This is a genomic window from Rhodopseudomonas sp. BAL398, from assembly GCF_033001325.1.
GTDB lineage: Bacteria > Pseudomonadota > Alphaproteobacteria > Rhizobiales > Xanthobacteraceae > JARJEH01.
The window spans coordinates 5,024,426-5,049,463 of the sequence record NZ_CP133111.1; the positions used below are offsets into that span (position 1 = coordinate 5,024,426).

23 protein-coding genes are annotated in these 25,038 nt (G+C 64.5%); 11 read left to right on the forward strand and 12 right to left on the reverse strand.

Annotated elements, in window-relative coordinates; translation table 11 throughout:
- Positions 1-72 precede the first annotated feature (72 nt).
- From RBJ75_RS23625 to RBJ75_RS23645, 5 genes are all read right to left on the reverse strand, one after another.
- Positions 73-567 carry an ATP F0F1 synthase subunit B gene (locus RBJ75_RS23625; RefSeq protein WP_044414586.1) on the reverse strand — a complete coding sequence of 165 codons (495 nt, stop codon included), beginning with the start codon at positions 565-567 and terminating at the stop codon, positions 73-75.
- 4 nt (positions 568-571) lie between these two features.
- Positions 572-1,129 (reverse strand): ATP synthase subunit B, encoded by a 558-nt coding sequence (locus tag RBJ75_RS23630; protein ID WP_044414591.1) that lies wholly within the window; start codon positions 1,127-1,129, stop codon positions 572-574.
- Between the two features lie 52 nt (positions 1,130-1,181).
- Entirely contained in the window at positions 1,182-1,409 is a 228-nt protein-coding gene (locus RBJ75_RS23635; RefSeq protein WP_009796340.1) for a F0F1 ATP synthase subunit C, read from the reverse strand.
- A gap of 42 nt (positions 1,410-1,451) precedes the next feature.
- A complete protein-coding gene (locus RBJ75_RS23640; RefSeq protein WP_044414587.1) occupies positions 1,452-2,201 on the reverse strand; it encodes a F0F1 ATP synthase subunit A in 750 nt (249 codons plus the stop codon).
- Positions 2,202-2,268: 67 nt separating this feature from the next.
- Positions 2,269-2,652 (reverse strand): AtpZ/AtpI family protein, encoded by a 384-nt coding sequence (locus tag RBJ75_RS23645; RefSeq protein WP_044414588.1) that lies wholly within the window; start codon positions 2,650-2,652, stop codon positions 2,269-2,271.
- Between the two features lie 300 nt (positions 2,653-2,952).
- On the opposite strand from RBJ75_RS23645, the gene RBJ75_RS23650 reads away from it, so the two are divergent.
- From RBJ75_RS23650 to RBJ75_RS23660, 3 genes are all read left to right on the forward strand, one after another.
- A complete protein-coding gene (locus RBJ75_RS23650; protein ID WP_044414589.1) occupies positions 2,953-3,570 on the forward strand; it encodes a 2-hydroxychromene-2-carboxylate isomerase in 618 nt (205 codons plus the stop codon).
- Between the two features lie 242 nt (positions 3,571-3,812).
- A complete protein-coding gene (locus tag RBJ75_RS23655) occupies positions 3,813-4,430 on the forward strand; it encodes a hypothetical protein (protein WP_044414592.1) in 618 nt (205 codons plus the stop codon).
- 240 nt (positions 4,431-4,670) lie between these two features.
- Positions 4,671-5,144, forward strand: a complete 474-nt coding sequence (locus RBJ75_RS23660; RefSeq protein WP_044414590.1) for a secondary thiamine-phosphate synthase enzyme YjbQ — start codon at positions 4,671-4,673, stop codon at positions 5,142-5,144.
- Positions 5,145-5,601: 457 nt separating this feature from the next.
- Here the strand turns inward: RBJ75_RS23660 and RBJ75_RS23665 are convergent, their stop codons facing one another.
- A complete protein-coding gene (locus RBJ75_RS23665; protein WP_044416617.1) occupies positions 5,602-7,266 on the reverse strand; it encodes an MFS transporter in 1,665 nt (554 codons plus the stop codon).
- 339 nt (positions 7,267-7,605) lie between these two features.
- Between RBJ75_RS23665 and RBJ75_RS23670 the strand changes: the two genes are divergently transcribed.
- Both RBJ75_RS23670 and RBJ75_RS23675 read left to right on the forward strand, forming a co-directional pair.
- Positions 7,606-8,283, forward strand: coding sequence for a response regulator transcription factor (locus RBJ75_RS23670; protein ID WP_276156573.1), 678 nt, complete (start codon positions 7,606-7,608; stop codon positions 8,281-8,283).
- A 55-nt stretch (positions 8,284-8,338) separates the two neighbouring features.
- The gene (locus RBJ75_RS23675) at positions 8,339-9,412 is read left to right on the forward strand and encodes a serine hydrolase domain-containing protein (RefSeq protein ID WP_044409932.1); all 1,074 of its coding nucleotides are present in this window, start codon (positions 8,339-8,341) and stop codon (positions 9,410-9,412) included.
- A 21-nt stretch (positions 9,413-9,433) separates the two neighbouring features.
- Here the strand turns inward: RBJ75_RS23675 and RBJ75_RS23680 are convergent, their stop codons facing one another.
- From RBJ75_RS23680 to RBJ75_RS23700, 5 genes are all read right to left on the reverse strand, one after another.
- Positions 9,434-12,943 carry a PAS domain-containing hybrid sensor histidine kinase/response regulator gene (locus RBJ75_RS23680; RefSeq protein WP_276156574.1) on the reverse strand — a complete coding sequence of 1,170 codons (3,510 nt, stop codon included), beginning with the start codon at positions 12,941-12,943 and terminating at the stop codon, positions 9,434-9,436.
- Between the two features lie 216 nt (positions 12,944-13,159).
- Positions 13,160-14,389, reverse strand: coding sequence for a 5-aminolevulinate synthase (gene hemA / locus RBJ75_RS23685; protein WP_044408039.1), 1,230 nt, complete (start codon positions 14,387-14,389; stop codon positions 13,160-13,162).
- Between the two features lie 192 nt (positions 14,390-14,581).
- A complete protein-coding gene (locus RBJ75_RS23690) occupies positions 14,582-15,646 on the reverse strand; it encodes an MBL fold metallo-hydrolase (RefSeq protein ID WP_044408019.1) in 1,065 nt (354 codons plus the stop codon).
- 216 nt (positions 15,647-15,862) lie between these two features.
- Complete coding sequence (locus RBJ75_RS23695; RefSeq protein WP_044408022.1) at positions 15,863-18,025, reverse strand: methyl-accepting chemotaxis protein; 2,163 nt, start codon at positions 18,023-18,025, stop codon at positions 15,863-15,865.
- Positions 18,026-18,191: 166 nt separating this feature from the next.
- On the reverse strand, positions 18,192-18,896 hold the full coding sequence (locus tag RBJ75_RS23700) for an outer membrane protein (RefSeq protein WP_044408024.1): 705 nt from the start codon (positions 18,894-18,896) through the stop codon (positions 18,192-18,194).
- 296 nt (positions 18,897-19,192) lie between these two features.
- Here RBJ75_RS23700 and RBJ75_RS23705 point away from each other — a divergent pair, with 296 nt between their 5' ends.
- Genes RBJ75_RS23705 through RBJ75_RS23730 form a run of 6 tightly spaced genes read left to right on the forward strand, consistent with a single transcriptional unit; the run spans position 19,193 to position 24,066 of the window.
- Positions 19,193-19,408, forward strand: a complete 216-nt coding sequence (locus tag RBJ75_RS23705) for a hypothetical protein (RefSeq protein WP_080900936.1) — start codon at positions 19,193-19,195, stop codon at positions 19,406-19,408.
- Positions 19,409-19,410: 2 nt separating this feature from the next.
- On the forward strand, positions 19,411-20,169 hold the full coding sequence (locus RBJ75_RS23710) for a metal ABC transporter ATP-binding protein (RefSeq protein WP_044408027.1): 759 nt from the start codon (positions 19,411-19,413) through the stop codon (positions 20,167-20,169).
- A 3-nt stretch (positions 20,170-20,172) separates the two neighbouring features.
- The gene (locus tag RBJ75_RS23715) at positions 20,173-21,045 is read left to right on the forward strand and encodes a metal ABC transporter permease (protein ID WP_044408030.1); all 873 of its coding nucleotides are present in this window, start codon (positions 20,173-20,175) and stop codon (positions 21,043-21,045) included.
- A 2-nt stretch (positions 21,046-21,047) separates the two neighbouring features.
- Entirely contained in the window at positions 21,048-21,941 is an 894-nt protein-coding gene (locus tag RBJ75_RS23720) for a metal ABC transporter substrate-binding protein (RefSeq protein WP_044408042.1), read from the forward strand.
- Positions 21,942-21,991: 50 nt separating this feature from the next.
- Positions 21,992-23,047 (forward strand): CobW family GTP-binding protein, encoded by a 1,056-nt coding sequence (locus tag RBJ75_RS23725; RefSeq protein ID WP_044408033.1) that lies wholly within the window; start codon positions 21,992-21,994, stop codon positions 23,045-23,047.
- Entirely contained in the window at positions 23,047-24,066 is a 1,020-nt protein-coding gene (locus RBJ75_RS23730; protein ID WP_276156992.1) for a WD40 repeat domain-containing protein, read from the forward strand. Before RBJ75_RS23725 ends, RBJ75_RS23730 begins: the two co-directional genes overlap by 1 nt.
- A 102-nt stretch (positions 24,067-24,168) precedes the next feature.
- Here RBJ75_RS23730 and RBJ75_RS23735 read toward each other — a convergent pair whose 3' ends face one another.
- The gene (locus tag RBJ75_RS23735) at positions 24,169-24,984 is read right to left on the reverse strand and encodes a helix-turn-helix transcriptional regulator (RefSeq protein ID WP_044418646.1); all 816 of its coding nucleotides are present in this window, start codon (positions 24,982-24,984) and stop codon (positions 24,169-24,171) included.
- Between the last annotated feature and the right edge of the window lie 54 nt (positions 24,985-25,038).

Genomic DNA, 25,038 nt, shown 5'->3' on the forward strand with positions numbered 1-25,038 from the left:
GGGAGGGTGACCAAACAAAAAGCCGGCGCGAGGTGATCGCGCCGGCTTTGATGTGTTGGACGGGCTGGGTCGTCAGTTCAGCTTGGCGCGAACTTCCGAGATGCCCTGGGTCAGCAGACCGTCGGCCACCGAGCCCTGCACCGATTGCGACAGGATGGTCGAGGCCGCCGTGATCGCCGCATTGGCGGCGGCGGCGCGGACATCGGCCATCGCCTGGGCTTCCGCCAGCGCGATCTTGCTTTCGGCGGTTTTGGTGCGCCGGGCGACGAAATCTTCCAGCTTGGCCTTGGCTTCCGCGGAGATCCGCTCGGCCTCGTCCTTGGCGCTGGCGATGATCGCCTGGGCTTCCTTCTCGGCGGTGGCGTGGCGGGCGCGATACTGCGCCAACAGCGCCGCGGCGTCGTCCTTCAGCTTGCGGGCCTCGTCGAGCTCGGCCTTGATCCGTTCGCTGCGGTGGTCGAGGGTCTTGAGCACGGTGCGGTGAATGCCGACATAGCCCAGCACGCCCATCAGGATGACGAAGGCGATCGCGACCCAGGTTTCCGCTTCCAAGAAAATCCCAGTCATCAGGCTATCCCTTCAACGACGCATCGACGGCGCGATCCAGCGCCTTGCCCTCGGGGGCGGTGCCGATCAGCCGCTGCACGATGGCAGAGGCGGCCTCGGCGGCGATGCCGCGGACATTGCCCATCGCAGTTTCGCGCGTCGCCGCAATGGTCTTTTCGGCGTCGGCGAGCTTTACGGCCAGCCGATCTTCCAGGACCTTGCGCTCGGCTTCGGACGCCGCGTTGGCCTTTTCGCGGGTCTCGGCACTGATCGCCTGAGCCCGGGCGCGGGCTTGCGCCAGCTCGGTCTCATAGGCCTTCAGCGCCTCATCCGACTCGCTCTTCAGCTTCTGCGCGGCGGCGAGATCGCCGTCGATCTTGTTCTGGCGTTCTTCCAGCACGCTGCCGACTTTCGGCAGCGCGATTTTGGATACGATCAGATAGAGCGCGACAAACGCCACCAGCAACGACACCAGCTGCGAAGCAAAAGTGTCCTGCTGGAACGGCGGGAAGGGAGCCTTGTGGCCACCGTCCGCTTCCGTGTGGGCCGTCGCGCCCGCCGCGTTGCCATGACCTTCAGCCACGAGCATCTCCCATTCAGCCGATCGCGACCTTGCGGCCGGGATCAGGTTTGGCTCAGAGCGCGAACAGCAGCAACAGTGCGATCAGCAGCGAGAAGATGCCGAGCGCTTCAGTCACGGCGAAGCCGAAGATCAGGTTGCCGAACTGGCCCTGAGCCGCGGAGGGGTTGCGCACCGCAGCGGCAAGATAGTTGCCGAAGATGATGCCAACGCCGGCGCCAGCGCCACCCATGCCGATGCAGGCAATACCGGCACCAATGTACTTCGCGGCAATCGGATCCATGAAACGAACTCCTAGTTGGGGTTTGGTTGGAGAGGTCGGGCCTTAATGGCCCGCGTGTAGCGCATCGTTGAGATAGATGCAGGTGAGGATGGCGAAGACATAGGCCTGCAGGAACGCCACCAGCAGCTCCAGCGCGGTCAGCGCGATCACCATGCCGAGCGGCAGCACGGCGCCGAAATAGCCGGCAATGCCCAGGCCCGCCAGCAGCGGAACGAAGCTCGCGAACACCTTCAGGGCGATATGGCCGGCCAGCATGTTGGCGAACAGACGCACCGAATGCGAGATCGGCCGCAGGAAGAACGAGAACACCTCGATGAATACGACCAGCGGCAGGATGAAGCCCGGAACGCCCGACGGCACGAAGATTTTGAAGAAACCCAGGCCGTTCTTGTAGAAGCCGTAGATCACCACGGTGAAGAACACCAGGAACGCCAGCGCGGCGGTGACGATGATGTGGCTGGAAATCGTGAAGGCGTAGGGAATGATCCCGATCATGTTCGAGATCATGATGAACATGAAGATCGAGAACACCAGCGGGAAGAACCGCATGCCCTCGGCGCCGGCGGTCGATCGTATCGTGCCGGCGACAAATTCGTAGGAGATCTCGGCCAGCGACTGGATCCGTCCCGGCACCATCTGCCGCCCGGCCACGCCGCCGATCATCAGCAGCGAAATCACCGCCACTGCGACCAGCATATAGGCCGAGGAATTGGTGAACGCGATCTCCTGATTGCCGATATGGCCGATCGTGAAGATGTTGTGGATATTGAATTGGTGAATCGGATCGATCATACGCGCCGCATCTCTCGGTCCGCCGGCTAACCGGCGCATTGACATCAATCGTCTGGCCGCGCGTCCGTCAGTGCTTGGTCCGCTCGGGAGCCACGCCAGCGGACCGTATCAGGTTGATCAGGCCGGCGATGAAGCCGAGCAGGAAGAACACGATGAGTCCCCAAGGCGAGGTCGACAGCAAGTGGTCGATCCCCCAGCCGATCAGTGCCCCGACAACAACGCCCGCGACCAGTTCGGAGGAAAGCTGAACACCGCGCGCCATGGCCGAGGCCCTGGATTTGGCGTTTTCACTTCCTGTTCCGGATTGGTCCGTCTGGCCCTTCCGGCTCTCCCGCGATTGGGACAACCGTCGTTCCAGGCTTCCGAGCCTTGCGGAAAGCGCAGCTTCGTCAAGCATGGCGCCGCGATTGTCATCCTGGTGATCGCCGCCTGCGTGCGCGTCTTCCGCCATGGTGAGGAGACCCGAACGATGCCGCAATGGATGAAAATAACGCCCCATTACCCTTAAAAGCCGCGCGGACCATACTGACGGCACCCGGGCAAGTCAAGATTCGGCCGTAGTCGACTAACCCTTTGAATCGCGTGAATTTATTGCGGATTTGGCGATCCCCTGCGATAACTTGTCCGCAGTGCAATAGCGCGCGCAGCTTATGATCCTTGTTGCGTGGTCCGAAGCGGTCTGCTGGGATACCGCCAGCTTTGGGCATTCGCGTCGCGGATTGTCGGAGCATGATCCGTTACCGGAGTCCGTATGACGCGCCAGATCGACTATTATTTCTCGCTGCAATCGCCCTGGGCCTATATCGGCCACAAACCTTTCCGGGATGTCGTAAGCACTTACGATCTCAAGATAAATTACAAGCCGGTGGTGCTGCTCGAACTGTTTTCGGAGACCGGCGGGCTGCCGCTAGGCAAGCGCCATCCGGCGCGCCAGCGCTACCGGATGGTCGAGCTGCAGCGCTGGCGCGCCAAGCGCGGGCTCGATTTTCAGCTCAAACCGAAACACTGGCCGTTCGACGGCCGGCTCGCCGACGGGGTGGTGATCGCCGCACTCGCGGCTGGCCACGATCCGGAGCCCTATCTGCAGCTGGCCTATCCGGCGGTGTGGGAGCGCGAGCTCGATCTTGCCGATCCGGCGGTCCTGACCCAACTCGCTGATGAGGCGGGCTTGCCGGGTCGCGAGCTGGTCGCGCGCGCGGCGTCGCAGGAAATCGGCGCCATTTACGACCAGAACCGCCAGGACGCGCTGGCGGCCGACGTGTTCGGCTCGCCGGCCTATGTGCTGGACGGTGAGGTATTCTGGGGCCAGGACCGGATCGAATTGCTGGCCGATGCGTTGAAATCCGGGCGCGCCCCATATCGTCCCTAGAGTCTGACTCTAAAAGGGATCAATAGAATGACGCCTTCATGGTCGTCATTGCGAGCTGTGCGACGAACCAATCCAGTCGGTGCCCGGCGCTCCTGGATTGCTTCGCGGTCGGACGGCGCAAGGCGCCGTCCTCGGCTCGCAATGACGAAATCAAGTTTGATTTCATCAGCTTGTTTTTCGGTCGGACTCTTCGGATGAGCCCCCATATGAATTGGGTTGTCATCCGTCAGGCGGAGCATGCCATGACCCTAGCCATCTGTGTTGCCGACCCCCGTTCGGCGACAGCTGCGACCGTCACGCCCGCGATCCGGCCGGCGCGGCGTCGCCTGGTCGCGGCGCTGACGACCGCGCTCGGCCTGTGCAGCGCCGGCGCCTTGGCCCAGTCGCTGCCCGACACCGAAAACGGCCGCTATACGCTGTCGCCGGCCGCGGACGGGATGCTGCGGCTCGACACCCGTACCGGCCAATTGTCGACCTGCAGCGACAAGGGTAATGGCTGGGCCTGTTATACGACGCCCGACGAGCGCGCGGCGTTCGATGCCGAAATCGGCCGGCTGCAACAGGACAATGAGCGGCTGAAGCAGGCCGTCGACGCCCTGCAAAAGGACAAGGACAGCCTCAAGGCGCAGCTGGCGGCGCGCGACTCGGTCGCCGGCAAGATCGACGAGCCGCTGCCGAAAGCCGATTCGCTGAAGAAGCCGGAAATCACCACCAAGGACGGCGCACGCAAGCTGGAAATCCCGCTGCCCAGCGACCGCGACCTCGACCGCGTAATGGCGTTCCTGGAGAACGCCTGGAAGCGGCTGCTTGACCTCGCCAACAAGGTGCAGAAGGACGTCACCGGCGAGGACAAGATCTGAGCGTGATGCAATGATGTGGAATCGCCCCGCCGCAATCCCCGTTTCACCTCTTCCAAGGGGAGAGATCGGATTACAAAGCAATCCGGGTGAGGGGCTGCGGCCTGACGAGAGGGTGTATCCCTTCACCCCAGCCCCCCGATCAAGTCGGGGGAGGGCTCTCTCCCCACGGGAGAGGGGGCGCGCCGCCGGCGCGGCGAGGCTTTGCGTAAGACGGTCCAAACTCTAGCTTTCGAGGCAGTCGTGGGTTCAGCAAAATCCATCGCGCGCGCGCCGCTGTCGCGGGTCGGCGTCACCAGCATCGTGTCGTCGTGGCTCAGTGTGCAGACCGCCGGCGTGGGCTTTGTCGACCTCACCGGCGAGGTCGGCAAATTCATCGCCGAGGCCGAGGCGCAGGAGGGCGCGGTGACACTGTTCGTGCGCCACACCTCGGCGTCGCTGACGATCCAGGAAAATGCCGATCCCTCGGTGCTGGTCGATCTGTTGAGCGTGCTGAACCGGCTGGCGCCGCAGAGCGCGGCTTGGACCCACGACAGCGAAGGCCCCGACGATATGCCGGCCCATGTCAAAACCATGCTGACCGCGACGTCGCTGCAGATCCCGGTGCTCGGCGGCCGGCTCGCGCTCGGCACCTGGCAGGCGATCTATCTGATCGAGCATCGCCGTCGGGCGCACGCCCGCGAGGTGGTGCTGCAATTCATCGGCGCGGCGGGCTAGCGCATCGGTCAGCTGAATTGATGACTCATCAAGCTCGGTGTCATTCCGGGGCGCGAGCCCCGCAGCGCGTTCACGCGCGTCTTCGGCGCGCGATGGGGCGAGCGAACCCGGAATCTTGCGGCAAGTTAGTCCTCTGAGCGAGATTCCGGGTTCGCTCGCAGCGAAGCTGCGCGCGCCCCGGAATGACCGCCTTCTTGGTCTCGGGCGAATCAACTCGCCTGAAGAATGCGCGAACCCTTCAAAATCCAATGGCCGCGGCTTGCGTCGCGGCCATGATGTCTCATACCAAAGGCGATTAGTTTCGACTCATCCACGCGTCATGGCCGGGCTTGTCCCGGCCATCCACGCCTTTGGTCCAGCACGGCTTTCAAGGCGTGGATGCCCGGCACAAGGCCGGGCATGACGAACGAGAGGCCGGGCCCTCTGGTGTCAGTCTTTCGCCTCGTCGGCGCGCCGACTACATCCGGCTGATGTCGACGTTCTTGGTCTCCGGCAGGAAGATCAGGCCGACGACGACGGTGATCGAAGCGAAGATGATCGGGTACCACAGCCCGGCATAGATATCGCCGGTCGAGGCCACGATCGCAAAGGCGGTCGCCGGCAGCAGGCCGCCGAACCAGCCATTGCCGATGTGATAGGGCAGCGACATCGAGGTGTAGCGGATCCGGGTCGGGAACAGCTCGACCAGCATCGCGGCGATCGGCCCGTAGACCATGGTGACGAAGATCACCAGGATGAACAGCAAGCCGATCGTCGCCGCGATCCGCGGCTGGAAGATGTCGAACGGGTTCGACATCTTGATGATCTGCGGGTCGCCGGCCTTCGGATAGCCGGCGTCATGGATCGCCGCCAGCACCGCCGGATTGGAGGTCTTGGCGTCGGCGTAGGGTACTTCCTTGTCGTTCACCATCACCTTGACGCCGGAGCCCGCCGGGCCATAGGCGGTCGAGTACTTGACCGAGGATTGCGCGAGGTAGGCCCGCGCGGTGTCGCATGGCTTGGTGAAGACGCGGGTGCCGACCGGGTTGAACAGATCGCCGCACAAAGCCGGATCCGACACGACCTGGACCTTGATCTGTTCGATCGCCTTTTCCAATGCCGGGTTGGCGTTGCTGGTGATGCCGCGGAAGATCGGGAAGAAGCTAAGTGCGGCGATCAGGCAGCCGGTCAGGATGATCGGCTTGCGGCCGATCTTGTCCGACAACCAGCCGAAGAAGATGAAGAAGCCGGTGCCGAATGCCAGCGACCAGGCGATCAGCAGGTTCGACGTATAACCGTCGACCTTGAGGATCGATTGCAGGAAGAACAGAGCGTAGAACTGGCCAGTGTACCACACCACGCCCTGGCCCATCACGCCGCCGAGCAGCGCGATCAGCACGATCTTGGCGTTGCCCCAATTGGCGAAGGCTTCGGTCAAGGGCGCCTTCGAGCTCTTGCCCTCGTCCTTCATCTTCTGGAACACTGGCGATTCATTGAGCCGCAACCGGATCCAGACCGAGACCCCGAGCAGCACCACCGAGACCAGGAACGGAATTCGCCAGCCCCAGGCCGCGAAGGCCGGCTCGCCCAACGCCGTGCGGGTGATCAGAATCACGATCAGCGAGACGAACAGCCCCAGCGTCGCGGTGGTCTGGATGAATGACGTGTAGTAGCCGCGTTTGCCAGGCGGCGAATGCTCGGCCACATAGGTTGCGGCGCCGCCATATTCGCCGCCGAGCGCCAGGCCCTGCAGCAGTCGCAGCCCGATCAGGATGATCGGCGCCGCGATGCCGATATGTGCCGCGTTCGGCAGCAGGCCGACGATGAAGGTCGACAGGCCCATGATCAGGATGGTGACGAGGAAGGTGTATTTGCGGCCGACGATGTCGCCGATCCGGCCGAACACGATGGCGCCGAACGGGCGCACCAGGAAGCCGGCGGCGAAGGCCAGCAGCGCGAAGATGTCGCGGGTGGCGGGTGGATAGGCGCTGAAGAATTGCGCGCCGATGATGCTGGCGAGCGAGCCGTAGAGGTAGAAATCATACCATTCGAAAACGGTGCCGAGCGACGAGGCCAGAATGACGAATCGTTCGTCCTTGGTCATTCCGCCACTGCGCGCAGGTGTCGCGGCAATTGTAGACATGGTCTCCTCCCGGATGCTTACGAACTGGCTCCTCTGTCGGTCTTTTTCCTGACGCGATGTCAGGATTTGCCGTGCATGAGGAGTTCCCCTTTACGCTAGCACTCTGTTTATCTTTCCCCAATCGAGACTTTTGGCCACAGTTCTCGGTGTGTTCTTGCGCCGGCTCAATGTTTTGCGACGCATATTCAGCCAGGGTGGCTTGGCTTGGTCGGGCGTGACACGCCTTGCCAGCGGGGTCCGCTTCGGATGACACTTGATCATTCGGAAGAGGACCTTCACAGCCATTGCGACGCGTTCGATTGTAAAAAAGTTCACCAACAGCCTGCGGTAGGTAGAAAAATGACCACCCTCGCCAGCACGCATCTGATCATTGCCGATGATCATCCGCTGTTTCGTGATGCCTTGCGGCTGGCGGTTGCCAGCGTCGTCACCCCGGCCAGGATCGGCGAGGCCGGTTCGTTCGAAGAATTGACCGCGATGCTCGAACGCGAGGGCGACGTCGATCTGGTGCTGCTCGATCTCAAAATGCCGGGGATCAGCGGCTTTTCCGGGCTGATCTATCTGCGCGCGCAATATCCGGCGATTCCGGTGGTGGTGGTCTCGGCCTCCGACGACGTCGAGACGATCCGCCGCTCGCTCGATTTCGGTGCCTCCGGCTTCGTGCCGAAACGCTTCGGCGTGGAGAAGCTCGGCGAAGCGATCCTGCGGGTGCTGGATGGCGACGTCTGGATCCCGCCGGATGTCGACCTGTCGGCCGCCGCCGATCCGGAAATGTCGAGACTGCGCGACCGGCTGGTGACGCTTACACCGCAGCAGGTGCGGGTGCTGATGATGCTGTCCGAGGGTCTGCTCAACAAGCAGATCGCCTATGAGCTCGGCGTCTCGGAGGCCACCATCAAGGCCCATGTCTCGGCGATCCTGCAAAAGCTCGGCGTCGAGAGCCGGACCCAGGCGGTGATCGCCGCCGCAAAAATCTCCGGCAACCATTGGCGCCAGGACGAGCCGGTCGCGCAGTAGGGGAGCCGGGCCGCCATCATCGGTCATTCGCCAGCGTTGCCCCAAGGTGTTTGTCATGCCGGACGGATGGTTGCCGATCGCGCCGGCGGAAGCAGGCTTCGCGCCTGATCTGGAGGCCCGCCTTGATGCCGCGGTGACCGAAGGCCGGATCTGGAATCTGCACGGGCTGGTCGTGCTGCGAAATGATCGGCTGGTGTTGGAGCACTATTTCGACGGCGCCGATCGCGCCCGCGGCATCGGCGATCTTGGCCGTGTCAGCTTCAAGCCTGACACGCTGCACGATCTGCGCTCCTGCTCGAAAAGCATCGTCGGCCTGCTTTACGGAATCGCGCTGCAACAGGGAAAAGTCCCGCCGCCGCAAGCGCCGCTGTTCTCCGCCTTTCCCGAATATGCCGATCTCGCCGACAAGGACGGTCGCGACCGGCTCACCATTGAACATGTGCTGACCATGACGATGGGCACCGATTGGGATGAAACCAGCCTGATCTACTCGGATCCGCGCAACAGCGAAACCGCGATGGACGCCGCGGCGGATCGCTACCGCTATGTGCTTGAGCGTCGCGTCGTCGAGCCGCCCGGCGCGCACTGGACCTATTGCGGCGGGGCCACGGCGCTGCTGGCGCGCCTGATCGCCAAGGGCTCGGGCCAGACGCTGCATGATTTCGCGCGCGAACATCTGTTCGATCCGCTTGGTCTCGGGCCGACCGAATGGGCCGGCGGTCCGGACGGCGAACCGTTCGCGGCATCGGGGGCGCGGATGAGCGTGCGGGATCTGGCGCGGATCGGGCAGATGATGCTGCATGGCGGCCAGGTCGCCGGTCGCGGCGTGGTGCCCGCTGACTGGGTGAAACGCTGCACGACACCATTCGTCAGCGCTGATGAAATCCGCCGCTATGGCTATCAGTGGTTCGTGCTGGATATCGGGTTCGGCAAGCCGAAAGGCTGGGCGATCGGGCGACTGGAGCGGATGTGGACGGCGCAGGGCGAAGGCGGCCAGCGGCTGTTCGTCATCCCGGCGTTGCAATTGGTGATCGCCATCACGGCGGGGAACTACATGCAAGCGGACCAGTGGATGCCGCCGACCCGCGTGCTGCGCGAGGTGGTTCTGGCCAGCATCGTCGAGCGCTGAAGCCGTCCGGCTTGCGCCCGACTATTCCGCCGCCACCACCGCCTGCTGGGCGTGCCACTGGCTCAGCAAGGCGCGTAGCGAGGCGGCCTTGACCGGCTTGTTCAGCACCGCAATTTCCTCGTGGCGCGCCGCGGCGCGGACGCCGGGGCTGCGATCGGCGGTGATCAGGATCGCCGGAATGCTCTGGCCGAAGCGGCTTCTGATATCGCGGATCGCCCCGATGCCGTTGCCGCGGTCGAGGTGGTAGTCGACTAGCAGGCCGGTGATGCGCTGGCCGGCATTCTCGATCGCCCGGATCGCGGCTTCGGGGTCGGCGACCGCGATCACCTTGGCGCCCCAGGTGGTCAGCAGCGTCTTCATGCCATCGAGGATGGCGGGATCGTTCTCGATGCAGACCACCAGAATGCCGCTCATCGAGGCCCGCGACAGCGGCGTGGCGCTGGTGACCGCGGCGGTGTGGTTGACGGCGGCGGCGATCGGAATCGAGACCGAGAAGCACGAGCCGCCGCTGGCATTGGAATCCAGTGCGATGCTGTGGGCCAGCACCCGCGCCAGCCGCTCGACGATCGACAGGCCCAGCCCGAGCCCGCGCGCGATCCGGGCGCCCTGTTCGAGCCGATGGAATTCCTTGAAGATCTCGGCGCGCTTGAGCACCGGCACACCGACGCCGGTGTCGTAGATCGAGATTTTCACCGTGTCGCCATGGCGGCGGCAGCCGACCAGCACGCGGCCCTGCGGGGTGTATTTGATGGCGTTGGAAATCAGGTTCTGCAGCAGCCGCCGCAGCAGCAGCCGGTCGGACTGCACCGGCAGCGTGCAGGGCACGAAGGTCAGGTCGAGCCCCTTGGCGCGGGCGGCGGGGGCGAATTCGATCTCCAGCGAGCGCATCAGGTCGCCCATCAGGAAGCTCGTGATCGACGGCGTCATCGCGCCGGCGTCGAGCCGCGAAATGTCGAGCAGCGCGCCGATGATCTCTTCGATCGCCTCCAGCGATTCGTCGATGTTCTCCACCAGCCGCGAATCGTCGCCGCCATTCTGCCGCTCCACCAGGCTGGTGGCGTAGAGCCTGGCTGCGTTCAACGGCTGCAGAATGTCGTGGCTGGCGGCGGCGAGGAAGCGGGTCTTGGAGATATTGGCTTCCTCGGCGGTGCTCTTGGCCAGCGCCAGCGCCGAATTCAGCCGGGTCAGTTCTTCGGTGCGTTCGCGCACCCGTTTTTCCAGCGTCGCATTGGCGCGCTCCAGCGCCTCGGCGGCCTCGAAGCTCGGGGTGACATCCGAGAAGGTGATGACGACGCCACCATCGGGCATCCGGTTGGCGCGGACCTCGACCACGAGATGGCGATCGGGCAGCCGTTCCAGATAGGGCGCGCCTTCGGTGGTGTAGGCGGCGAGCCGCATCTGGGTCTGGGCGTCGGCGTCGCCGACATTCGCCGTGTTGCTGGCGAGGAATTCCAGGATCTCGACCAGCGGAATGCCGATCTGAATGATATGCGGCGGCAACCCGAGAATCTCGCCGAATTGCCGGTTCGAGCAGATCAGCTGCAGCTCCGGATTGAACACCGCGATGCCCTGACGGACGTGGTTGAGCGCGGTTTGCAGGATTTCGCGGTTGAAATGCAGCGCGGCGTGGGAATCGTCGAGCAGCTTCAGCGCCGCCTCGGCCGACACCGTGCGCTTGCGCAGCAGCAGCGACAGCACCAGCCGCGACGATGCCGCCCCGATCGACGAGGCGATCAGATGTTCGGCGTGTTTGAGCAGTTCGAAATCCGCTGGCGCGGTCGGCTCAAGCGTGATGCCGCGGGTGATCGCGAAGGCCCGGAACGAGGCGTGGGCGCGTTCGGGGCCGAGATATTGGGTCACGGCGCCGAGAATGTCGGCGACCGTCACGGTGCTGCGCCAGCGCCGGAACGCCGGCGTCATCGGCGTCAGCGCGGCGGGCACGAACAGATCGGCCTGCAGCCGCTCGATCGAGGATGGCCGGCGCAGCAGCGACAGCCCGATATAGGCCGCGATGTTGAGCGACAGGCTCCACAACACGCCATGCAGCAGCGGCGGCAGATCGGCGCCGAACAGCGCCTGTGGGCGCAGCGCCTCGATCCCGAACGGCCCGTGCTGCAACAGCAGGATGCCCGTGGTATTGCCTTCCATGAAGCTCGGAATGAACAGCGTATAGGCCCAGGCCGCGAAGCCGATCAGCATGCCGCCGATGGCGCCCTGCGCGGTGGCGCGGCGCCAGATCAGCCCGCCGAAAAACGCCGGCGCGAATTGGGCGATGGCGGCGAACGACAACAGCCCGATCGCCGCCAGCTGGGTGTTGCCGAGCGCGCGGAAATACAGATAGGCCAGGATCAGGATGGCGAAGATCGCGATCCGCCGCACCGTGAGCAGAAAGCCGCTATAGTCGCGTTGCGCGCCGCGCGGGGCGGCGCCGCGCTTGAGCACCAGCGGCATCACCAGGTCATTCGACACCATCACCGCCAGCGCCACGCATTCGACGATCACCATCGCGGTCGCCGCCGACAGCCCGCCGATGAAGATCGCGATGCTGAGCAGCGGCGCCTTGGCGGCGATCGGCAGAGCCAGCACATACATGTCGGCGTCGACCGCGCCGAACGGAAAGGTGATCAGCCCCGCCAGCGCGATCGGGATCACGAACAGGTTGATCGCAACCAGATAGAGCGGGAACAGCCAGCGGGCGCGGCCGACCTCGGCGTCGTTGGAATTCTCCACCACGCTGACGTGGAACTGGCGCGGCAGCAGCATGATGGCGCAGAACGACAACACCACCATGGTCAGGAAATTGCCGGACGACGGCGTGTACATGATGGCGCGGACCGCCTCCGGCGTCTTCATCGCGCGTTCGATCAATTCGCTCGGGCTGAACATCCAGAACGTGACGAACACGCCGGCGGTGATGAACGCCACCAGCTTGACGATCGATTCGGTGGCGACCGCTAGCATCAGGCCGTGCTGATGCTCGGTGGCGTTGGTCTGCCTGGTGCCGAACAGCACCGCGAACAGCGCCATCGCCAGCGCGACGATCAGCGCGATGTCGCCGGCGATCGGAATCTCGGCAATCGCCTGGTCGTCGCCCAGGATGGTCTGCAGCGACGACGCCACCGCCTTGAGCTGCAGCGCGATATAGGGCACCGAGCCGATGATGGCGATGATCGCCACCGTCGCCGCCACCGCCTGGCTCTTGCCGTAGCGCGCCGCGATGAAATCGGCGATCGAGGTGATGTTCTGCGATTTCGCCAGCCGGATCACGCGGCGCAGCAGCGGCGTACCGAACACGATCATCAGGATCGGGCCGATATAGATCGCCAGGAAGTCGTAGCTGGTCCGGGTCGCGAAGCCGACCGAGCCGAAGAAGGTCCAGGAGGTGCAGTAGATCGCCAGCGACAGCGGATAGATCAGCACGCCGGCCCGTTCGCGCTGGAGCTGCGACAGCCGGTCGCCATAGCTGGCGACGCCGAACAAGAGCCCGATGTAGCCGAGTGCGGCTGCGATCACGCCCCAATCGTGCAGCATCGCGATCTGCTCCCCGCGCGGGATGCGCCAGCTGTTTCTAGAGCGTTTTCGAGCGAAGTGGAAACCGGTTCGCGTGAAGAAAACGCGTCAAAACTAGAATCTAGAGCTCCGGTTCTGATCTATCAGAACCGGAATAGCTCTAGCGCTTCGGGCCGCGACGCGCGACAGCGATTTTCATCGCGCCGGCCCGGTGGCGCGGCCTGATTGCGCGCGCAATTATTCCGCCGCGACCGCCTTGGCGCCGAGCGGCAGGTCGAGCTGGCTCCAGACCTGGACCAGCGCCTCGGCCAGTCCGTCGATCAGCGCGTCATCATGATAGGGCGACGGCGTGATCCGCAGCCGTTCCTTGCCCTTGGCCACGGTCGGGTAGTTGATCGGCTGGATATAGATTCCGTGCTGTTCGAGCAGCAGGTCGCAGGCCTTCTTGCAACGCTCGGCCTCGCCGACGAACAGCGGCACGATGTGGGTGTCGGTCGACATCACCGGCAGGCCGGCCGCGGTCAGGATCGCCTTGACCCGCGCGGCGCGGTCCTGGTGGCGTTCGCGCTCCCAGTTCGAGGTCTTGAGATGGCGGATCGCCGCGGTGGCCGCCGAACAGATCGCCGGCGGCAGCGAGGTGGTGAAGATGAAGCCGGGGGCGTAGGAGCGCACCGCGTCGATCACCTCGGCGCGGCCGGCGATATAGCCGCCGAGGCAGCCGAACGCCTTGGCCAGCGTCGCCTCGAGAATGTCGATGCGGTGCATCACGCCGTCGCGCTCGGCGATCCCGCCGCCGCGCGCGCCATACATGCCGACGGCGTGAACCTCGTCCACATAGGTCATCGCGTTATATTTCTCGGCGAGATCGCAGATCGTGGCCAGCGGCGCGACGTCGCCGTCCATCGAATACAGGCTCTCGCAGGCGATCAGCTTGGGCCGGTCGGGACCGGCGGCGATCAGCAATTCTTCGAGATGGGCGACGTCATTGTGACGCCACACCACGCGATCGCAGCCGGACTGGCGGATGCCCTCGATCATCGAATTGTGGTTCAAGGCATCGGACAGGATCAGGCAGTTCGGAATCAGCTTGCCGAGCGTCGACAGTCCGGTCTGGTTGGAGACGTAGCCGGAGGTGAACAGCAGGGCGGCTTCCTTGCCGTGCAGGTCGGCCAGTTCGCGCTCGAGCTGAACCAGCGGATGATGGGTGCCGGCGATATTGCGGGTGCCGCCGGCGCCGGTGCCGAGCCTGGTGGCGGTCTCGACCATCGCGCCGACCACCTTCGGATGCTGTCCCATGCCGAGATAATCGTTGGAACACCAGATCACGACGTCGCGAGGTCCCGCCGGAGAATGCCAGGTCGCGTGGGGGAACCGGCCGGCGATCCGTTCCAGATCGGCAAATACGCGATAGCGGCGTTCATCGCGCAAGCGAGCGAGGGCATCCCCGAAAAATTTGCTGTAATCCATCATCGCTGACTTGGTCCTGCTGGATCGCGACCCGTCGCCGCGCGAGGCATTAGAACGCCTCTAGCCTGAATGTCGAGATCCAAATCGGCTCCGAGGCCGCAGCTCGGGAGCCTCGGGGTTGCTTCCTGCGCGGATCAAAACTTGATCATGATCAATGCGGTAGCCGCCTGGCAGGCTCTTGTCGCAAGGCCCTCAGGCGGCCTTGAAGCGCAGGATTCCGTCGGGCTCTTGCACCACCGTCAGCCGGCTGTTCGCCAGCATGTAATTGACATGGGCGATCAATTCGCCGGCGGCGAAGCCGGTCTGATGCGCATCCAGCACGTGCTTGTGGAAGATCACCGGCACCAGTTCGGCCGACGTCATCGCGACCTCGCGGCACGCATCGGCGATCATCTGGCAGCGTTCTTCGTGGTGATCGGACAGCTGCTTGATCCGCGTCCTGACGCCATAGAACGGAACGCCGTGGCCGGGCACCACCAGCACGTCCTCAGGCAGGTATTCAGCCAGCCCCTTCAGCGAGCTCAGATAGGCGCCGAGCGCGTTTTCGTCGGGCTCGTGCGCCCAGACGCTGACATTGGGCGAGATCTTGCTCAGCACCTGGTCGGCCGACAGGAATAGTCTGTCGGCTTCGCAATACAGCATCACCTGATCGGGCGAATGCCCGGCGCCGGTGATGATCCGGAAATTGCGCGCGCCGATCGTGATGTCGCCGCCATTGGACAGGCGGCGATAGGCCGCCGGCAGCGGGACGGTTTTCTTCAGATAATCCTGGCCGCGGCCGAGCAATTGCGCGGTGATGGCCTCGTCCATGCCGTGGCGGCGGAAGAACTGGCGCGAATTGACGACCCGCTCCTCGGTGCGGCGGTTCTGGTGATAGACCCCCGACAGATATTCGATCTGCGACATGTAGAACGGGCAACGGAACCGCTCGACGATCCAGCCGGCCTGGCCGACATGGTCGGGATGCGCATGGGTCACGATCACCCGGCTGATGGCGAAGCCGGCGAGTGGGCCGTTGAACAGCGTTTCCCAGGCCTCGATCGTTGCGTCATTGCCGAAGCCGGTATCCACCATGGCCCAGCCGTCGCCGTCGGCGAGCAGATAGATGTTCACATGGTTGAGGCGAAACGGCAGCTTCAGCCGGATCCACAGCACCCCGGGGGCGATTTCAACGACCTGATCGTGACCCGGATGGCTCTCCCATGGATAGCGCAGGTCATCGCTCGGCGTGGTGATGGCGTCGGTTTTTTGATGCATTTTTGCTTCGCTTGGGCTCCCTGACACCGGCTTAGCGGGACAATCGCGCTCGCGCCAGCCGAAATTCGGGAACTCGAAGCCACGCCGGCGTCCCACATGGACGCCATGCAATCCTGCGGGGGCGGCATCGGCCGCCCCGATTGGTGCCGCGCGACCGTGGCGGATTTGGCCGCCCCGGTCGCGCGGACCGATTCGCGCGTCGCTGTTCGCCGGCGCTCAGGCGGCGCGCATGTTGGACAGAAAGGCGTCGATTTCGTCGCGCAGACTATCAGCCTCGCGACGTAGCGCGTCCGATGCATCGAGCACCGCGTTGGCCGCGGCACCCGCTTGGCTGGAGGCATCCCGCACGCCGACGATGTTGTTGGAGACCTCGCCCGTGCCGCTGGCTGCATGCTGGATATTGCGGGCGATTTCGCTGGTCGCCGAGCTTTGCTGCGCCACGGCGGCGGTGATCGCGGTGGTGACCGCGTTGATCTCGCCGATGGTCTGGCCGATGCTGCGAATGGCGCCCACCGCCGAGGTGGTGACGTTCTGCATGTCGGCGATCTGCGAGCGGATTTCCTCGGTCGCTCGCGCGGTCTGGGTGGCGAGGCTTTTGACCTCGGAGGCGACCACGGCGAATCCGCGGCCGGCGTCGCCGGCCCGCGCGGCCTCGATGGTGGCGTTAAGCGCCAGCAGATTGGTCTGCGAGGCGATATTCTGGATCAGGTCGATCACCGCGCTGATGCGCGAGGCATTTTCGGCGAGGCCCTGCATCGTCGTATCGGTGACGCCGGCCTCGTCGACGGCCTTGCCGGCGATTTCCGACGAGTTGATGACCTGGCGTCCGATCTCGGCGATCGATGCGGAGAGTTCCTCGGTCCCGGACGCCACGGTTTGCACATTGACCGAGGTCTCTTCGGCGGCGGACGCCACCGTGCCGACCAACTCGCTCGATCGCTCGGCGGTTGCCGCCATGCTTTGCGCCGTGCTCTGCATCGAGTTGGCCGAGGATTGCAACTGTGCCAGCGCCGCCTGAACCTTGGCCTCGAATTCGCCGATTCGTGTTTCGATGCGCTGGGCGCGCTCGGTCTTGGCGATGCGGTCCTTTTCCTGTTCGGCCCCCATCGCGCGTGCGCCGATCATGCTGTCACGGAACACCTCAAGCGAGGTCGCCATCACGGTGATCTCGTCCTGCTGCTTGCCGGGCGCGATCTGCGAATCGAGGTCGCCCTCGGAGAGGCGCTGCATCGCGCGTTGCAGATTGCCGATTCGACGCAGGATGCTGCGACCGACATAGAGCCAGACGAACAGCGCCGATCCCACCAGGGTCAGCGCGCCGAGCGCAAGCATCATCTCGGTCGCCAGCACGCTGCGCTGGCGCGCGACGGCGGTGGCCGCTTCGGTCTCGGTGCGGACATTGCCGACCAGTTGCTGCACGCTGCTGCCGAGACCGACATTGAGCTTGCGGGTCTCATCGAGAAGCAATTGGCCATAATCGGCGGCGTCGAATTCCTTCTGCCGGATCTTGAAGACGCCGGTCTTGCCCTGGCCGAGCGCCAACAGGGCCCCGGCGGCGTCACGGATCGCGGCGCTGCCGGCGCTGGTGGGCAGGGCCTCCAGAGCCGATGTCGCGCGCACAATGGCGGCCTTGTAGTCGGTCTCGACCGGATCGAGCGCCTCGGTATTGTTGGCCGACAGCGCCGCCATCAGGTCGGAGGCGATCAGATTGATGGTGGAGGTGACGTTGCCGAGTTGCTCGATCACCCGGCCGGCATCGGCCGCGTCGTCCGGCGCCGCAATGGCCGAACTCAAGACCGCGTTCATGCGCGCCTGGGCGTCCATCATCATTGGATTGGCTATGGCGACAAAGCCGTCCTGCGCCTGGCGTACCGCCGCGTATAATTTAGTGTGCTGGGCCGCGAGGTCGAGACGCTCTTGCGCCGCGGCGCCAAGGCTATGAATCGTGTCCTCGATATTCGTGACCGTCACGCGCATCGCCGCCACAACGGCCTTGTTTGCACCAAGCTGGGCGATCTGCTCGAGCTGTTGCAGGGTGGCCTGCTGGGTTTCCATCATCTGCTTGGAGATATCCTGCAAGGTCTCGGCGCTGGCCGCCGCCAGCAGCGCGGGGGCTTGGCTCGCCAGCTTCTCGCTCTGGGTCGACAGTTGCAGGCTTGCGGCGAGTTTGGGAATGTCGCGCCGGCTCAGGTCGGACATCACGGTGCCGAGCTGATCGAAAATGATCCCGGCGCCGGCACTGATCGCGATCGCCATGCTGGCGATGACCGCAAAGGCCGCGAACAGGCTGCCGCGAATTCCCCAGCGCGGACGAAGCTGGCGGAGCCGCCGCAAAAATGCCCAAGCGCTACGCCTGACGGCGACAGATGCCGATACCATATTTCCCCCCACACGTTTTTTACGTGGTGCCACTATCTGGGGGGGACGTTAATAAACTGATCCATATGCGGTGCGTGGCGAATCCGGCGCCCCAACAAAAAAGGCCGGCGCACCGCGCCGGCCTCCTTATTCGTCAGTCGATCACCATGAAGGTGATCGGAAAAGCTCAGTAACGAGCCGCGGCGACCGGGCCACCCCAGTTGAAGCGGTAGTTGATGCCGGCCTTGACGCTGTGCTCGTCGTTCTTGACCGACGCGCCGGTGAATTCGGTCTTGCCGAAATCGTAGTACTGATATTCCAGCTTGCCCGACCAGTTCTGGGCGAACATGTATTCGAGGCCGGCACCGACGGTGTAACCGTCCTTGCTGCTCGAAATCGCGACGTTTGCACCGTTGAGCGGGTTGGTCAGCGAGGTCTTGTAATCGGTGTAAGCATAGCCGCCCTTGACGTAGAGCAGGGTCGGACCCCAGGTGTAACCCAGACGACCGGTGACCGAAGCAATGCCCTTCTGCTTGTCGCTGAACAGCAGACCGCCAACCAGAACCGGGTCGGTCTTGTTGTCGAGCCAGCTGTACTGACCTTCGATACCGAGCACCCAGTTCGGGGCGAACTGGTAGTCGGCGCCGGCCTGCACACCGCCGAGGAACGTGCCATCGCTGTTGCGGGTCACGCCCGCTGCGATGCTGTCATCACCGACGAACGCGCCGCCGACGTGACCACCGATGTAGAAACCGGTCCAGTTATAGATCGGCGCCGGCGCATATTCCGGAGCCTTGGTGTAGGCGCGGCGGGGGCCGAGATCGGCGGCGAGCGCGGGGACAGTCGCGCCGAGGACAGCAAGAGCCACAGTACCGAGTAGGAACTTCTTCATTTGTATTCTCCAGAAACCTAATTTTTAGAGCGATAAGCCGTTGCTCGGCTCCGTCCATGCGCAATTGGTAGACCGCTTTTGCGTAAAAAGCTGTCACCCATCCGCCACAGCTGGAAGGGAACTAAACAGCTGGAAGGGCACGATTTTTCATACTTAATGAAGTCTGAATCACGCCTTAATGGTGCCTTAATTTTTGCCGGCCTGCCTTGTTTTGAGTTCCATTCGGGACGCTCGACATCCGGTATGTTATATTGTAACATTTATCCTATCAGTTGCCGACCGACGAAAGCTCGCGGATGCCCGAATCTCCTCTTTATGACAGTGCCGTATCCCATCACGGGCCGGCCCATTCCCATTCCCATTCCCATCCCCACAGCCACCCCGCCGCAACTCCGCATCCGGCACAGCGCGCGCCGTGGTCGATCCTGCGGATGACGCTGGCGGCGCGGCTGGGCGCGGCGCTGGCGATCAGCGCCGCCCTATGGGCGCTGGTGCTGACGGCGATGAGGTGACAATGACCGCGCAATTGACGTTTCGCGATGTGACGCTGGGCTATGACCGTCATCCCGCGGTGCACCATCTGAGCGGCGAGATCGCCGCCGGCGCTCTGGTGGCGATCATCGGTCCCAATGGCGCCGGCAAGTCGACGCTGTTTCGCGGCATCGTCGGCATTCTCAAGCCGCTGGCCGGTTCGATCGCGCTCGGCGGGCTCAATGTCCGCGATATCGCCTATCTGCCGCAGACCGCCGATATCGACCGCAGCTTTCCGATCTCGGTGTTCGATTTCGTCGGCACCGGATTGTGGCGCGCCACCGGCATGTTCGGCGGCATGGGCAAGCAGGCGCAGCCCAAGATCGCGCAGGCGCTGGCCGTGGTCGGGCTCAGCGGCTTCGAGAATCGCACCATCGGCACGCTGTCCGGCGGCCAGATGCAGCGCATGCTGTTCGCCCGGGTGCTGCTGCAGGACGCCCGCGTCATCGTGCTGGACGAGCCGTTCAACGCTATCGACGCCAAGACGACGGCGGACCTGATCGTCCTGGTGCGGCGCTGGCATGAGGAAAAGCGCACCGTGCTGGCGGCGCTGCACGACATGGAATTGGTGCGCGCCAGTTTTCCCGAGACCTTGCTGCTGGCGCGGACCTCGGTGGCGTGGGGCCCGACCGCGCAAGTGCTGACGGCGGACAATCTGCTGGCGGCGCGGCGGATGTGCGAGGCGTTCGACGACGACGCCCACACCTGCGCGGTCGATGCCGCAGCGTCGCGGGCGGCCTGAGCGATGCTGCTTTATAGTGTGCTGATCGCACCGTTCACCGATTTCGAATTCATGCGCCGCGCTTTGGCCGGCGTGGTAGCGCTGGCGCTTGGCGGCGCGCCGATCGGCGTCTTTTTGATGCTGCGGCGGATGAGCCTGGTCGGCGACGCGATGGCGCACGCGATCCTGCCCGGCGCCGCGGTCGGCTTCCTGCTGTCCGGCCTCAATCTGTTCGCCATGACGTTCGGCGGGCTGATCGCTGGATTCACCGTGGCTATCCTCGCCGGCGTGGTGTCGCGCACCACCGAATTGAAGGAAGACGCCTCGCTGGCGGCTTTCTATCTGGTGTCGCTGGCGCTCGGCGTGACCATCGTGTCGATGAAGGGCACCAATATCGATCTGCTCCACGTGCTGTTCGGCAACATCCTGGCGATGGATAATCAGACCCTGCTGGTCATCACCTTCAACGCCACCATCACCATGATCGTGCTGGCGGTGATCTATCGGCCGCTGGTGATCGAATGCGTCGATCCGGTGTTTCTGCGCAGCGTCAGCCGCGCCGGGGCGCCGGCGCATCTGGCGTTTCTGGCGCTGGTGGTGATCAATCTGGTCAATGGTTTCCACGCGCTCGGCACCCTGCTGGCGGTGGGGCTGATGATCCTGCCCGCCGGCATCGCCCGGTTCTGGTCGCGCGACATCACCGGCATGATGCTGATCGCGGTCGCGAGCGCAATGCTGTCCGGCTATCTCGGCCTGGTGCTGTCATTCCAGACCAAGGTGCCATCCGGACCGGCGATCATCCTGGTCGCGGCGGTTCTGTACATCTTCTCGGTTCTGTTCGGCTCCACCGGCGGCGTGGTCCGAAAGCTGTTTCCCGGCCGCCATCTCGAGGCATGATCATGTTCCGACGCTTCAGTCAGCTTCTCGTTCTCGGCGCCGCGGCGCTCACTCTGGCGGCACCGGCGCGCGCCCAAGCCCCTGTCCAGGGCCGCATCGACGTCGTCGCCAGCTTCTCGATCCTCGGCGATTTCGTCCGCAATGTCGGCGGCGATCGGGTCAGCGTCACCACTCTGGTCGGGCCCGGCGGCGACGTCCACGTCTACACGCCGGCGCCGGCGGACGCCAAGAAGGTCGCCGACGCGCAATTGCTGGTCGTCAACGGCCTCGGCCTAGAGGGCTGGTTGCCGCGGCTGGTGCAGTCCTCCGGCGGCAAGGCCGTCATGATCACCGCCACCAAGGGCATCGCGCCGCGCGAACTCGGCACCGATGCCGACCCCCATGCCTGGCAGTCGGTCGTCAATGCGAAGATCTATGTCGACAACATCCGCGACGCGCTGGTCGCGCGCGATCCGGCGGGGGCGGCGATTTACCGCGCCAATGCAGATGCCTATCTGACCAAGCTCGACGCGCTCGACCGCGACGTCAGGGCGCAGGTGGCGCTGATTCCGGCCGGGCACCGCAAGGTGATCTCGACCCATGACGCCTTCGGCTATTTCGCCGCCGCCTATGGCATCGCCTTCATCGCCCCGCAGGGCGTCTCCACCGATTCGGAGGTCAGCGCCGGCGACATTGCGTCGATCATCACCCAGATCCGGGCCGAGAAGATCCCGGCGGTGTTCCTGGAGAGCGTGAGCGACCCGCGGCTGATGTTCCGGATTGCCGCCGAGACCGGCGCCAAGATCGGCGGCACGCTGTATTCCGACAGCCTGACCGACGAAAAGGGCCCAGCCCCCACTTACATTGATATGGTCCGGCACAATATAAAGACGCTGACCAGCGCGCTCACGAGTTAGGGCAGGAGCCTCCCTGCCGGCGGCGCGCGACGATCCGCCCCGGAGAGACAATGCCCGAAACCACCGCGTCTGAGACCACCGCGACCAAAATCCCCGTCACCGTGCTGACCGGCTATCTCGGCGCCGGCAAGACCACGCTGCTGAACCGCATCCTGTCGGAGAATCACGGCAAGAAATACGCCGTGATCGTCAATGAATTCGGCGAGATCGGCATCGACAACGACCTCATCATCGGCGCCGATGAAGAGGTGTTTGAGATGAACAATGGCTGCATCTGCTGCACGGTGCGCGGCGATCTGGTGCGGATTCTCGGCGGGCTGATGAAGCGCAAGGGCAAGTTCGACGCCATCATCGTCGAGACCACCGGGCTCGCCGATCCGGCCCCGGTGGCGCAGACCTTCTTCGTCGACGAGGACGTGATGGCGAGCTCGCGGCTCGACGCGGTGGTGACGGTGGCGGATGCCAAATGGCTGAGCGAGCGGCTCAAGGATGCCCCCGAAGCCAAGAACCAGATCGCCTTCGCCGACGTCATCGTGCTCAACAAGACCGACCTGGTGTCGGCAGCCGAGCTCAATGAGGTCGAGGCCCGGATCCGCGCCATCAACCCTTACGCCAAATTGCACCGCACCGAGCGCTGCCAGGTCGCGCTCGCCGACGTGCTGGAGCGCGGCGCCTTCGACCTCGACCGGATTCTGGAGATCGAGCCGGAATTTCTCGACGCCGGCGACGATCATGATCACGACCACCACGGTCACGATCACGGCCATGATCACCATCATGATCACGGCCTGAAGCATTACCACGACGAGGACATGCAATCGCTGTCGCTGCATAGCGAGCAGCCGGTCGATCCCAACAAATTCATGCCGTGGCTGCAGCAGCTGATCGCCGCCGAGGGCGGCAAGATCCTGCGCTCCAAGGGCATTCTGGCCTTCACCGACGACGACGACCGCTACGTGTTCCAGGGCGTCCACATGATGCTGGAGGGCGACCACCAGCGCGCCTGGAAGGACGGCGAGAAGCGCGAAAGCCGCCTCGTCTTTATCGGCCGCGAACTGCCCGAACAGGCGATCCGCGACGGCTTCGCCCAGACCATCGCCGCGTGATGAAAGAGTTCGACCTGCCGGAACAGGCCCCTTCGATTGCCTCGGTGACCGACCGTGTACGCCCGATCGCGATCGGCGCGCCGGTCATCGCCGTGCATTTTCTCGGCGACAAGGCCGTGTTCTTCGGCGCCGAGGAAACCGCCACATTGGTCGATGCCTCCGGCGAGACCGCGACGGTGCCGCTGCATGGCGGCGCCATCCTGTGTTCGGCCAGCGACGGCAAATCGATCGTCAGCGGCGGCGATGACGGCAAGGTGGCGTCGCTCGACGCCAACGGCGCCGTCAACGTCATCGCCACCGATGCCAAGCGGCGCTGGATCGACAATGTCGCGCTGCATCCGGACGGCGCGGTGGCGTGGTCGGCCGGCAAAATCGCCTTCGTCCGCCCGCCGAAAGGCGAGGACAAATTCTTCGAAGTGCCCTCGACGGTCGGTGGATTGGCGTTCGCGCCGAAGGGCATGCGGCTGGCGATCGCGCATTATAACGGCGTGACCCTGTGGTTTCCCAATATGGCCGCCAATGCCGAATCGCTGGAATGGGCCGGCTCGCATCTCGGCGTCGTGTTCAGTCCGGACAACAAGTTTCTGGTCACCGCGATGCACGAACCGGCGCTGCATGGCTGGCGGCTGGCCGATGCCCGGCACATGCGGATGACCGGCTATCCCGGCCGGGTGCGTTCGCTGTCCTGGGGCATCGGCGGCAAGGCGCTGGCCACCTCCGGCGCCGACAGCGTGATCATGTGGCCGTTTGCCTCAAAGGACGGCCCGATGGGCAAGGAGCCGGCGATGCTGGCGCCGCTGAAGGCCAAGGTGACCATGGTGGCCTGCCATCCCAAGCAGGAGATCCTCGCCGCCGGCTATAGCGACGGCACCGTGCTGATGGTGCGCCTCGGCGACGGCGCCGAAATCCTGGTGCGGCGCAACGGCTCGCCGCCGGTGTCCGCGCTGGCCTGGAACGCCAAGGGCACGATTCTGGCCTTCGCCGACGAGGACGGCGCGGCGGGCTTGCTGACGCTGTAGTAGCTGCGCTTGTCTTCACCTCTCCCGCAAGCGGGGCGAGGTGAGGTCCGCGGCGACGCCGCCTTGGATGCGTCGGGTCAGTTCGGGCGGTGTTGTCTGCGCCTATTTCAGCAGCGCGCGGATCTTGTCCGCATCAGCGGGCGTTGCGGGATTGTAGATCACCAGATTGAGGTCGGGCCGGCCATCGACGGCGAATGCCGAGAATTCCAACGAAAGCGGTCCGGCGATGGGATGGTGCAGGGTTTTCGTGCCGTCGCCATGCTGGCCTTGCACATCGTTGTCACGCCACATCGCGGCGAATTCGGGGCTTGTGGCGCAGAGCTCGTCGACCAGCGATTGCACATTGCCCGTCGCCCCGGCGCGCGCCACATCGGCACGGAACGACGCCACCACATAGCGCGCGACGCTTTGCCAATTGGTCTGCGCTGCGCGGACGTGGCTGTCGCGAAAAATCAGGCGCAGAACATTGCGCTGCCCGTCCGGCAAAGTGCTGTAGTCGGTGAGGACCGCCGCGGCGGCCCTGTTCCAGGCGACCACATCCCAGGTCGCGGTGCGAATGAAGGCGGGACTATATGCGAGCGTATCGAGCACGCGTTGCAGGCGGGGCGAGATCCCTTCCGGCGCGTGATAGCGGGCCGCGGGCGGCCGGCCGAGACCGAGCAGAAACAGATGCTCGCGCTCCGCATTGGTCAGCATCATGGCGTGGGCGATGCGATCCAGCACATCGGCGGAAGGCGCGCCGCCACGGCCCTGCTCCAGCCAGGTGTACCAGGTGGCGCTCACATTGGCGCGCTGCGCCACTTCTTCGCGCCGAAGGCCGGGCGTTCGCCGCCGCTGCAGCGGAAAGCCGAAAGCCGCAGGATCGAGCTTGGCGCGGCGATCCTTTAGATAATTCCCGAGCGGGTTTGCAGCCGTCATGCTGTTAGCGATTATACCCGTATAAGCTCACTACTTTACCCGAATGAGCAACCT

Coding starts and splice junctions, on each gene's coding strand:
- RBJ75_RS23625 (WP_044414586.1), bottom strand. CDS start 567: ATGACTGGGATTTTCTTGGAAGCGGAAACCTGGGTCGCGATCGCCTTC.
- RBJ75_RS23635 (WP_009796340.1), bottom strand. CDS start 1,409: ATGGATCCGATTGCCGCGAAGTACATTGGTGCCGGTATTGCCTGCATC.
- RBJ75_RS23640 (WP_044414587.1), bottom strand. CDS start 2,201: ATGATCGATCCGATTCACCAATTCAATATCCACAACATCTTCACGATC.
- RBJ75_RS23645 (WP_044414588.1), bottom strand. CDS start 2,652: ATGGCGGAAGACGCGCACGCAGGCGGCGATCACCAGGATGACAATCGC.
- RBJ75_RS23650 (WP_044414589.1), top strand. CDS start 2,953: ATGACGCGCCAGATCGACTATTATTTCTCGCTGCAATCGCCCTGGGCC.
- RBJ75_RS23655 (WP_044414592.1), top strand. CDS start 3,813: ATGACCCTAGCCATCTGTGTTGCCGACCCCCGTTCGGCGACAGCTGCG.
- RBJ75_RS23665 (WP_044416617.1), bottom strand. CDS start 7,266: ATGTCTACAATTGCCGCGACACCTGCGCGCAGTGGCGGAATGACCAAG.
- RBJ75_RS23670 (WP_276156573.1), top strand. CDS start 7,606: ATGACCACCCTCGCCAGCACGCATCTGATCATTGCCGATGATCATCCG.
- RBJ75_RS23675 (WP_044409932.1), top strand. CDS start 8,339: ATGCCGGACGGATGGTTGCCGATCGCGCCGGCGGAAGCAGGCTTCGCG.
- RBJ75_RS23680 (WP_276156574.1), bottom strand. CDS start 12,943: ATGCTGCACGATTGGGGCGTGATCGCAGCCGCACTCGGCTACATCGGG.
- hemA (WP_044408039.1), bottom strand. CDS start 14,389: ATGGATTACAGCAAATTTTTCGGGGATGCCCTCGCTCGCTTGCGCGAT.
- RBJ75_RS23690 (WP_044408019.1), bottom strand. CDS start 15,646: ATGCATCAAAAAACCGACGCCATCACCACGCCGAGCGATGACCTGCGC.
- RBJ75_RS23695 (WP_044408022.1), bottom strand. CDS start 18,025: ATGGTATCGGCATCTGTCGCCGTCAGGCGTAGCGCTTGGGCATTTTTG.
- RBJ75_RS23700 (WP_044408024.1), bottom strand. CDS start 18,896: ATGAAGAAGTTCCTACTCGGTACTGTGGCTCTTGCTGTCCTCGGCGCG.
- RBJ75_RS23705 (WP_080900936.1), top strand. CDS start 19,193: ATGCCCGAATCTCCTCTTTATGACAGTGCCGTATCCCATCACGGGCCG.
- RBJ75_RS23710 (WP_044408027.1), top strand. CDS start 19,411: ATGACCGCGCAATTGACGTTTCGCGATGTGACGCTGGGCTATGACCGT.
- RBJ75_RS23715 (WP_044408030.1), top strand. CDS start 20,173: ATGCTGCTTTATAGTGTGCTGATCGCACCGTTCACCGATTTCGAATTC.
- RBJ75_RS23720 (WP_044408042.1), top strand. CDS start 21,048: ATGTTCCGACGCTTCAGTCAGCTTCTCGTTCTCGGCGCCGCGGCGCTC.
- RBJ75_RS23725 (WP_044408033.1), top strand. CDS start 21,992: ATGCCCGAAACCACCGCGTCTGAGACCACCGCGACCAAAATCCCCGTC.
- RBJ75_RS23730 (WP_276156992.1), top strand. CDS start 23,047: ATGAAAGAGTTCGACCTGCCGGAACAGGCCCCTTCGATTGCCTCGGTG.
- RBJ75_RS23735 (WP_044418646.1), bottom strand. CDS start 24,984: ATGACGGCTGCAAACCCGCTCGGGAATTATCTAAAGGATCGCCGCGCC.